Origin of the sequence: Promicromonospora soli (assembly GCF_014653785.1) — a bacterium.
In the GTDB taxonomy this organism is placed as follows: Bacteria; Actinomycetota; Actinomycetes; order Actinomycetales; family Cellulomonadaceae; genus Promicromonospora; species Promicromonospora soli.
Genome location: NZ_BNAS01000002.1, coordinates 49,945 through 58,727, shown reverse-complemented (window position 1 = coordinate 58,727; position 8,783 = coordinate 49,945). Strand labels below are relative to the sequence as shown.

Annotated in this window: 10 protein-coding genes; 7 read left to right on the top strand and 3 right to left on the bottom strand. The window is 71.3% G+C overall.

What is annotated here, in order from left to right; genetic code table 11:
- Positions 1 to 50 precede the first annotated feature (50 nt).
- Genes IE250_RS06110 through IE250_RS06100 form a run of 3 tightly spaced genes read left to right on the top strand, consistent with a single transcriptional unit; the run spans position 51 to position 2,199 of the window.
- Positions 51 to 659, top strand: a complete 609-nt coding sequence (locus IE250_RS06110; RefSeq protein WP_189668427.1) for a TetR/AcrR family transcriptional regulator — start codon at positions 51 to 53, stop codon at positions 657 to 659.
- Between the two features lie 26 nt (positions 660 to 685).
- Positions 686 to 1,477, top strand: a complete 792-nt coding sequence (locus tag IE250_RS06105; protein ID WP_189668426.1) for an ABC transporter ATP-binding protein — start codon at positions 686 to 688, stop codon at positions 1,475 to 1,477.
- Positions 1,474 to 2,199, top strand: a complete 726-nt coding sequence (locus IE250_RS06100; protein ID WP_189668425.1) for an ABC transporter permease — start codon at positions 1,474 to 1,476, stop codon at positions 2,197 to 2,199. The genes IE250_RS06105 and IE250_RS06100 overlap by 4 nt, the downstream gene beginning before the upstream one ends.
- Positions 2,200 to 2,292: 93 nt before the next feature.
- On the opposite strand, the gene IE250_RS06095 is transcribed toward IE250_RS06100, so the two are convergent.
- Positions 2,293 to 3,606, bottom strand: a complete 1,314-nt coding sequence (locus tag IE250_RS06095) for a phytase (RefSeq protein WP_189668424.1) — start codon at positions 3,604 to 3,606, stop codon at positions 2,293 to 2,295.
- A 71-nt stretch (positions 3,607 to 3,677) separates the two neighbouring features.
- Complete coding sequence (locus IE250_RS06090) at positions 3,678 to 4,853, bottom strand: acetoin utilization protein AcuC (RefSeq protein ID WP_189668423.1); 1,176 nt, start codon at positions 4,851 to 4,853, stop codon at positions 3,678 to 3,680.
- 112 nt (positions 4,854 to 4,965) lie between these two features.
- Between IE250_RS06090 and IE250_RS06085 the strand changes: the two genes are divergently transcribed.
- From IE250_RS06085 to IE250_RS06075, 3 genes are all read left to right on the top strand, one after another.
- Positions 4,966 to 6,366, top strand: coding sequence for a TrkH family potassium uptake protein (locus tag IE250_RS06085; protein ID WP_189668422.1), 1,401 nt, complete (start codon positions 4,966 to 4,968; stop codon positions 6,364 to 6,366).
- Positions 6,367 to 6,438: 72 nt separating this feature from the next.
- Entirely contained in the window at positions 6,439 to 7,107 is a 669-nt protein-coding gene (locus tag IE250_RS06080; RefSeq protein ID WP_189668421.1) for a potassium channel family protein, read from the top strand.
- A gap of 205 nt (positions 7,108 to 7,312) precedes the next feature.
- Positions 7,313 to 7,411, top strand: coding sequence for a 30S ribosomal protein bS22 (locus tag IE250_RS06075; RefSeq protein WP_003792170.1), 99 nt, complete (start codon positions 7,313 to 7,315; stop codon positions 7,409 to 7,411).
- Between the two features lie 134 nt (positions 7,412 to 7,545).
- On the opposite strand, the gene IE250_RS06070 is transcribed toward IE250_RS06075, so the two are convergent.
- Complete coding sequence (locus IE250_RS06070) at positions 7,546 to 8,343, bottom strand: HAD family hydrolase (protein ID WP_189668420.1); 798 nt, start codon at positions 8,341 to 8,343, stop codon at positions 7,546 to 7,548.
- Between the two features lie 173 nt (positions 8,344 to 8,516).
- Here IE250_RS06070 and IE250_RS06065 point away from each other — a divergent pair, with 173 nt between their 5' ends.
- The gene (locus IE250_RS06065; RefSeq protein ID WP_189668419.1) at positions 8,517 to 8,765 is read left to right on the top strand and encodes a glutaredoxin family protein; all 249 of its coding nucleotides are present in this window, start codon (positions 8,517 to 8,519) and stop codon (positions 8,763 to 8,765) included.
- The last annotated feature ends 18 nt before the right edge of the window (positions 8,766 to 8,783 follow it).

Below are 8,783 nucleotides of genomic sequence, written 5' to 3'. Positions count from 1 at the left end.
AAGCTCGATCAACGGGTTCGGCGCTTTTGGGGGTAGGCGAGAATGGCGGGATGGCTGAACCCGTTCCCACGCCGCGCCGCGGCAGGCGTCCCGCCGGGCAGGACACCCGCGCCGACATCCTCGCCGCCGCCCGCGAGGAGTTCGTCGAGCGCGGGTACGAGGCGACGTCCGTGCGGTCGGTCGCCCGCCGCGCGGGGGTGGACCCGGGATCGGTGCGGCACTGGTTCCCCGACAAGGCGCGGCTGCTGACGGCGACGCTCGGCGTCGTCGAGATCGAGCCGGACAAGATAGTGCAGCAGGTCGCGAGTGGTCCGCTGGACAGCCTGGGGGAGCGCCTCGTCGAGGCGGTGCTCAGCGTCTGGGACCACGATCGCGGCGAGACGGTCCGCATGGTCGTGCCGGCCGTCATGGCCGACGCCGAGCTGCGTCGGCTCCTGCCCCAGTTCATCGGCGCGGCGATCCTGGGCCCCCTGGTGCGCGCGCTCGACGTGTCCGACGCACCGCTGCGCACCGCGCTCGTTGCGTCCCAGATGGCAGGGCTCATGATGACCCGGTTCTTGGTCCCGGTGGAGCCGCTGGCCTCGCTGTCCCCGGCCGACGTAGCGGCACTCGCCGGCCCCACGGTGCAGCGCTATCTCACGGGAGATCTTGCGCGGTAGCGGCTCGCGGGAGCACAATTCCTCACATGAGGAAAAGTGCGGTGGTCATCCGCGGCCTGCGCGTCGTCCGCGGCGGCAGGCCGATCATCGACGGGCTGGAGCTCGACGTGCCCGCAGGCTCCGTCGTCGGGCTGATGGGGCCGTCCGGCTCCGGCAAGACGACGCTCATGCGCGCCATCGTGGGCGTGCAGGACAAGGTGACCGGCACGGTTGACGTGCTCGACGCCGCGGCCGGCAGCCCCGCCCTGCGCCGCAGGGTCGGCTACATGACGCAGGACGCCAGCGTCTACAACGACCTCACCGTGGTGCAGAACCTCAGGTACTTCGCGGCCCTGGCGGGTGTCCCGTCGCCGGCCAAGGCGGTCGCGGCAGCCGTGGCTACCGTCGACCTCGGCGGGCACGAGAAGCAGCAGGTCGTCACGCTGTCGGGCGGCGAGCGGTCCCGGGTCTCCCTCGCCGCTGCCCTGGTGGGCGGCCCCGAGCTGCTCGTCCTGGACGAGCCGACGGTCGGCCTCGACCCGGTGCTGCGCCGCGACCTGTGGGCGGTGTTCCGGCGGCTCGCGGCCGAGGGCCGCACGCTCCTGGTCTCCAGCCACGTGATGGACGAGGCGATGCAGTGCGACCGCCTGCTCCTCATGCGGGCCGGCGGGCTCGTCGCGGACACCACGCCCGACCAGCTGCTGGCCACTACCGGGGCGCCCGATGCCGAACGCGCGTTCCTCGCTCTGATCGACGCGGCCGCGGCCAGGGCCGCAGCAGGGGCCGAAGCAGTCACGGCCGACGCCGAGACCCAGCCCACGGAGGAGACCGCGCGATGAACCTGACCCTCGCAACCGCCAGCCGCGTGCTGTCCCAGCTGCGCGGCGACCACCGCACGGTCGCCCTCATCGTGGGTTTGCCGTGCTTGCTGATCGGCCTCATCGCCTGGATGTTCAACGACCGGCCCGAGGTGCTCGACCAGTTCGGCCCCATGCTCGTCGGTCTGTTCCCGCTCACCGTGATGTTCCTGGTCACGAGTGTGGCGACGCTGCGCGAACGGCAGTCGGGCACCCTGGAGCGGCTCATGACCACGCCCATCCGCAAGGGCGACTTCGTGGCGGGCTACGGCCTCGCCTTCGCGACGCTCGCTCTCCTCCAGGCGTTCGTGGTGGTCGGGTTCGCGCTCCTCGTCGGCATGGACGTGGCCGGCTCGCTCTGGCTCGTCGTCGTGGTGGCACTGCTCGACGCGGTCCTCGGCTGCACCCTCGGCCTGGCCGCGTCGGCGCTCGCCCGCAGCGAGTTCCAGGCGGTCCAGATGATGCCCGCGATCATCTTTCCGCAGCTCATCACCTGCGGTCTCCTCATGCCCCGCGACCAGATGCCGGAGGTGCTGGAGTGGCTGTCCCGCGCGTTCCCGCTCACCTACGCCATCGAGGCCATGACGTCGCTCGCGGCGGGTGACGAGTGGGCTGACATCCGCGGCGCGGTCGGGGTGATCGCCCTGTTCATCGTGGGTGCGGTGGTCCTCGGGATACTCACGCTCCGCCGTCGAACCCCCTGACCACCGCCACCCCTTTGCTGTGGGCGTGACCGTTGCGACTACGTGCCCGCTCTAGGCGCAACGATCGCGCCCACAGCAAAGGGGGCTGTGGCGTCAGCGGAGGTGGAGGGCCTCGGCGACGTCGCCCCAGTGCACGTACGAGAAGCCGGTGGCGTCGCGCTCGGGGTCGGCGTCGGGGCCGGTCTCCGGCTCATCGTGCGTGACCAGCAGCCCGGACTCGTACGGGCCGACGGGCGCGTTGGAGACCGCCAGGCCGTCCGAGCCGTTGACGTCGTCCACGCCGTCGCCCGCGACCCGGAACGTGCCGAGCGAGGGGTTGGCGTCGCCCAGGGCGTAGACGCCGTAGGTGTCGTCGCCCTGGCTGGACACGATGACGTAGCCCTTGCGGCCCGGGCCGTACCAGATGTCGACACCCTCGGCGTCGGCGGTCAGGTTGGTGCCCCCGTACGACGGCGCCTCCGGGTCCACCGGAGCGCACTCCTCCGTCTCCGGGTCGTAGGCGTCGTGCACGCCGAAGTCCTTGACCCGGTCGACCAGGCGCGGCTTGCCCGAGCCCAGCGGCAGCGGCACCCGCCACAGGCCGACGTCCTCCTGCGCCGCGTACAGCGTGCCGGTGCGGCGGTCGACGGCCACGCCCTCAAGCTGCGGGCCGACGCCCGGCTCCGCGCACGGCACCCAGGTGGTGCCGTCGGGCAGGCGGAACTCGCCGGGGATCGCCAGGTGCTCGACGTCGGTGTAACCGACGCCGTCCGGGCCGGTGGTGATGCGCGCCGTGGCGATGGTGGTGTTGCCCTCCTGCGTCACCACGGCGTAGGTCTCGCCGTCAGCCGGCTGGTAGACGGCGAGGCCGTACGCCGTCTCGTCGTCCGCTACCGTCTCGCGGTCCGGGCTGAACAGGAATCCCAGCTCGGGCGCGGTGACCTCGGTGAGCGGCGTGGCGGCGTCGGCCCCCGCGGGGTCGATGGCGAAGAAGCGGATCTGGTCGTTGTACCGGTCCGAGACGACGGCGACGTCCGTGGCCGTGCCGTCCACGTCCAGGCCGTAGGCGATGTCCACGTTGTTGTACCGGCCCGGCACGCCGTCCGCGCGCGGGGCCGGCGTGGCCGCGACCGACTGCAGCTCGGTCGCGCCCATGCCGTAGACGCGCAGGCCGCCTTCCTTGGCCGTCGCCAGCACGAGCGACCGGTCCGAGTCGTCCGGGTGGACCCAGATCGCGGGGTCGTCGCCCGACGCGTTGCCGCCGGCCTCGTCGTCGTACAGCACGGGGGTCTCCACCGAGGTGGTGACGGTTGCGGTCGTGGTGGCCTTCGGGCGGAGCGCGCCGCGGTCTCCCGCGACCGCCGAAGGCGGTGCGAGCAGGGACAGGAGCAGAAGAGCAGCCGGCAGGGCGGCATAGCGTCGTCGCATGAGCAGGAGGCTCGCGGACCGGGATGGAAGCCCGGTGGCGCGCGGCTGAACGGCGCGCGAACGCTTCGGACCTAGTCGAGCAGCGGGTCCAGGCCCCAGAGGGGGAAGACAGCGCGGCGGGTCGCCTGGACGGCGCGGTCCACCGGGTCGGCCGGGTCGAAGCCGTCGCGCCAGCTGCGGAACGGCACCTCGGCCGAGCCCAGCGTGTGCGCGGCCGCGAGGTCCATGGCCTCCACGGCGGCCCGCCACGCGGCCGGCAGCTCGGCCCCCCGTCCCAGGGGCACGTGCGCGGCCTCGGCGACGAGAGCCGCCCAGGCGAGCGGGACGACGTCGGACACGGCGTAGCCGCCACCGCCCAGGGCGAGCCAGCGGCCGTCGGCGTGTTCGTGCGCGAGGGCGTGCATCCATTGCTGTGCGGTGAGCTGCGCATCCACCGACACATTCAGGTTCGAGAGCGGGTCGCGCCCGTGGGCGTCGCAGCCGTGCTGGGAGACGATCACCTGGGGGCGGTGCTCCCGGATCAGCGCGGGCACGACGGCGTCGATGGCCCGCAGCCAGGCAGCGCCCGAGGTGCGCGCCGGGACGGGGATGTTGACGGCGCTCCCCTCGGCGGGGCCCGGCCGGCCGACGTCGGACGAGGCGCCCGTGCCGGGGAAAAGGGTGCGGCCGTCCTCGTGGATCGAGATGGTGAGGACTCGCGGGTCGTCCCAGAAGATCGCCTCGACACCGTCGCCGTGGTGGGCGTCGAAGTCCAGGTAGACCACCCGCTCCGCGCCCAGGTCCAGCAGGCGCCGGATGGCCGCGGCGGCGTCGTTGTAGACGCAGAATCCCGACGCCGCGCCCGGCATCGCGTGGTGCATGCCGCCGGCGACGTTCACGCCGTGGGCGATCTCGCCGGTCCACAGGGCCTCGGCCAGTGCCACGGACCCGCCTAGCTGGCGGGCCGCGGCCTCGTGCATCCCGACGAACAGCGGGTCGTCGTCCGTGCCCAGGCCGCGCCGCAGGTCGGGTTCCAGCGTGGTCCCGGCTCGCCGGACGGCGGCGACGTACTCGGCGTCGTGCACGGTCTCGATGACGGCGTCGGTCGCCGGCTCGGCGTCCGCCACCTCGAGCGTGGGCTGGTCGAGCAGGCCGAGCGCGTCGACGAGCCGCATCGTGAGGTCGAGGCGGGTGGGCGACATGGGATGCCCGGGTCCGAAGTCGTACTCGAGGAGTCGCGGACTCCAGACCAGCCGGGCGAGGTGCACCCGCCCACGGTATCGGACGGGCGCGTGCCACAGGGTTTCTGCTCAGCGCGCACCTCGCGACGTGGCAGAGTAGGGCGTCGATCGTCGAGTTGCGGGGGAGGGAGCGGGTCGGATGGCGCCGATGTTGCGGCACCGGCTGTTCGGGCTTCGGGAGCTGGTCGACGAGCTGGCCTTCCGGGCCCCGGCCCGCCTGGCCGTCACGGTCTTCGCGTGCGTGGTCGCGGTGTTCGTGGTGCTCCTGCTGGCGCCCTTCGCGACCGCCGACGGCGAGGGCGCGAGCTTCGTCGACGCGGTGTTCACCGCGGTCTCGGCGGTCTGTGTCACGGGGCTCGTGGTCCAGGACACCGCCACCTACTGGTCCCTGTACGGGCAGATAGTCATCCTCGCGGGCGTCAAGGTGGGCGGCTTCGGGATCATGACCGTCGCGTCCATTCTCGGCATGATCGTGTCGCGCAAGATCGGGCTGACCCAGAAGCTGCTCACCGCGTCGGAGACCAAGACGACCCGGCTGGGCGACGTCGGCTCGCTGGTCCGGGTCATTATCATCACCGCGACCACGCTCGAGCTGTCGATCGCACTGCTCCTCTTTCCCCGGTTCCTGGTGCTCGAGGGCAACGCAGGTTCGGCGGCCTGGCACTCGCTGTTCTACGGGATCTCCTCGTTCAACAACGCGGGTTTTGTGCCCACGACCGAGGGCCTGATGCCGCACGTCGGGGACTGGACGCTCATCCTGCCGATCGCCCTTGGTGTGTTCGTCGGCGCGCTCGGGTTCCCCGTCATCCTCAACATCCAGCGGGCGCTGCCCCGCATGGGCCAGCGCTGGCGCGGCTGGACGAAGCGGCTCTCCCTGCACAGCAAGCTCACGCTCGTGACCAGCGGCGCGCTGCTCGGCGTGGGCGCGCTGCTGCTCCTGCTCCTGGAGTGGTCCAACCCCGCCACGTTCGGACCCCTGAGCTTCGGGGAGAAGCTGCTGGCGTCCATCTTCGCCGGGATCATGCCGCGATCGGGCGGGTTCAGCACCGTCGACGTCGGGGCGATGACCGAATCGAGCTGGCTGATCCAGGACGCCCTGATGTTCGTGGGCGGTGGGTCGGCGTCCACCGCCGGCGGCATCAAGGTGACCACCCTCGCCGTCATGCTGCTCGCGATCTTCGCCGAGGCGCGCGGTGACCGGGACATCGAGGCGTTCGGCCGCCGCATCCCGCGGGACGTGCTGCGGCTGTCCATCGCCGTGGTGTTCACCGGGGCGACCATCGTGCTGGTCTCGTGCGTGGCACTGCTGGAGGTCACGGACCTGCCGCTGGCCCGCGTGCTGTTCGAGGTGCTCTCGGCGTTCGCGACCGTCGGCCTGTCCACGGGGATCACGCCCGACCTGCCGGACGCCGGGAAGTACATCCTGGCCGTCCTGATGTTCGTGGGGCGCACCGGGGCGGTGACCGTCGTGGCAGTGCTGGCGCTGCGGGACCGTCGGCGCATCGTACGCTTCCCCGAGGAACGACCGATCATCGGTTAGCGGACCGACATGTCGGACGCCTAGGTCACTATGGTGACCAGGACGTCTGACAAGTGGCCAGAGAGGAATACCGTGCCGGAGAAGAAGCCCGATCGGGATGCGGGTGTGCTGGTGATCGGCCTGGGCCGGTTCGGGTCGTCGATCGCCGCGACCCTGGACCGGCTGGGTCAGGACGTGCTCGCCGTCGAGCAGGACTCCGTGCTGGTGGCCCAGTGGTCCGGGCGCCTGCCACTGGTGGAGGCCGACGCGTCCAACCCGGAGGCGCTGTTGCAGCTCGGCGCGAAGGACTTCGCGGTCGCGGTGGTGGGCGTGGGCTCGTCGCTCGAGGCGTCCGTGCTGATCACGGGCAACCTGGTGGACCTCGGCACGCCGCAGATCTGGGCCAAGGCGATCTCCGCCGAGCACGGCCGGATCCTGACCCGCATCGGCGCCCACCACGTCGTCTTCCCCGAGGCCGACGCCGGTTCGCGCGTGGCCCACCTGGTGAGCGGAAAGCTGCTCGACTACATCGAGGTCGAGGACGGCTTCACCATCGTGAAGATGCGCCCGCCCAAGGAGGCGCAGGGCTTCACCCTGGCGCAGTCGAACATCCGCAAGCGATACGGCATCACTGTGATCGGCGTGAAGTCGCCCGGCGTGGAGTTCGTCTACGCGACGCCGGAGACCCGGATCTCCGCCAATGATCTGCTCATCTGCTCCGGCCACGCCGAGCTGCTGGAACGGTTCGCAGCGCGGCCGTGACCTTCGCTCATCGGGGGACGGCGCACCTCACACCGCCGTCGATTACGGGGCGCGCCGTTGAGCGGGTAACCTAGGGAGCGGACTCCCTTTCGTGTTGGTCGGCCATCGTCACTATGGCGTCACTGTCCCGGACCAACCGTGGACCATTTCGCCGAGCGGCCCCGTCGTTGGGCTGCCGCCGACCGACCGAACATTGCGAGGACCTATGGGCTCCGTCATCAAGAAGCGCCGTAAGCGTATGGCCAAGAAGAAGCACCGCAAGCTGCTTCGCAAGACGCGTCACCAGCGCCGCAACAAGAAGTGACGCGCGCGCCGTCGGGCGCGTGAAAAGCAGGCCCGGCCCTTTGTGGGCCGGGCCTTCTTCGTGAGGGCGTCTACCGCTCGACCAACGCGCCGCCGGCCGACGTCGGGGCGATCCGTCGAGAAGCTGCTGCTCGGCTAACGCCGTCCCTGCAGCCGACGGCGCGCCGCCCGCAGCACCAGGCCGAGCACCCACGCGGCGCCCGCCCAGGAGGCGGTCCGCACCCCGCGCCCGGCGGCGCGCTGCGACCGGCCGCGGAACTCGCGGATGGGCCAGCCAACCTCCTGCGCGTGCCTGCGCAGCCGCAGGTCCGGGTTGATGGGGCAGGGGTGGCCCACCACCCGCATCATCGGCAGGTCGTTGAGCGAGTCCCCGTACGCATAGCTCTCCTCGAGCTCGATCTCGTTCAGGTTCGCGAGCTCGACTATCGCCTCCGCCTTGGCCTGCCCGTGCATGAGGTCGCCCATGAGCCGGCCCGTGTAGAACCCGTCCTTGTGCTCGGCGACCGTACCGAGCGCCCCCGTCGCGCCCAGCCGGCGGGCGATGAGCTGCGCGATCTCCACCGGCGTGGCCGTGATGAGCCATACCTGGTGGCCCGCCGCGATGTGCTCGTCGAGCAGGCGGCGCGTGCCGGGGTAGATCCGCAGGGACAGGACCGCGTCCCACACGTCTTCGCCGAGGGTGGCGACCTCCGCGACGCTGCGGCCCGCGATGAGCGACAGGGCACGGTTGCGGACCAGGTCGATCTGCTCCTTGTTCTCACCCCACAGCAGGTACCGCGCCTGAACCACGGCGAACCTGAGGATGTCCCGCGTGCCGAAGAACTTGCGCTGGTAGGCGGACTTTGCCAGGTGAAAGGCGCTCGCACCGCGGATGATCGTGTTGTCGACGTCGAAGAACGCCGCGGTGGCGGACGAGGGGTGCGTCGACGGCATGAAGGTCACTCTATCCGCGTGCCACGCCGCACAAGACGCCAACGGGCACCCCTGCGAGACCGCCGGTAGAACTGGGGTGTGACCACGAGATCAGGACGCCGCGTGCGGTGGGCAGACGGACGGCTGCCGGACACCGACCGTTCGGTGCCCCGCCCCTGACGTAACCTCGGGGCGTGACAACTCCTGCCGAAGCCCGGGTCGTCCTGTACACGCGCGAGGCCTGCCACCTCTGCGAAGACGCTCGTGCAGTCGTCGTGCAGGTGTGCGAGAGTGCGGGGGCTCAGTGGCGAGAGGTCGACATCGACAGCGCGCCGGCACTGCGGGAGAAGTACGGGGAATACGTCCCCGTGGTCGAGGTGGACGGGGTCCAGCAAGGTTTCTGGCGCGTGGACGGTGCGCGCCTTGCCCGCCTGCTGGCATGATCGTCCCGGCAGTGTGTG

Excerpts from the sequence above, each read along its gene's own strand:
- IE250_RS06110 (WP_189668427.1), top strand. The coding sequence starts at position 51 with ATGGCTGAACCCGTTCCCACGCCGCGCCGCGGCAGGCGTCCCGCCGGG.
- IE250_RS06105 (WP_189668426.1), top strand. The coding sequence starts at position 686 with ATGAGGAAAAGTGCGGTGGTCATCCGCGGCCTGCGCGTCGTCCGCGGC.
- IE250_RS06100 (WP_189668425.1), top strand. The coding sequence starts at position 1,474 with ATGAACCTGACCCTCGCAACCGCCAGCCGCGTGCTGTCCCAGCTGCGC.
- IE250_RS06095 (WP_189668424.1), bottom strand. The coding sequence starts at position 3,606 with ATGCGACGACGCTATGCCGCCCTGCCGGCTGCTCTTCTGCTCCTGTCC.
- IE250_RS06085 (WP_189668422.1), top strand. The coding sequence starts at position 4,966 with ATGGCGCCGATGTTGCGGCACCGGCTGTTCGGGCTTCGGGAGCTGGTC.
- IE250_RS06075 (WP_003792170.1), top strand. The coding sequence starts at position 7,313 with ATGGGCTCCGTCATCAAGAAGCGCCGTAAGCGTATGGCCAAGAAGAAG.
- IE250_RS06070 (WP_189668420.1), bottom strand. The coding sequence starts at position 8,343 with ATGCCGTCGACGCACCCCTCGTCCGCCACCGCGGCGTTCTTCGACGTC.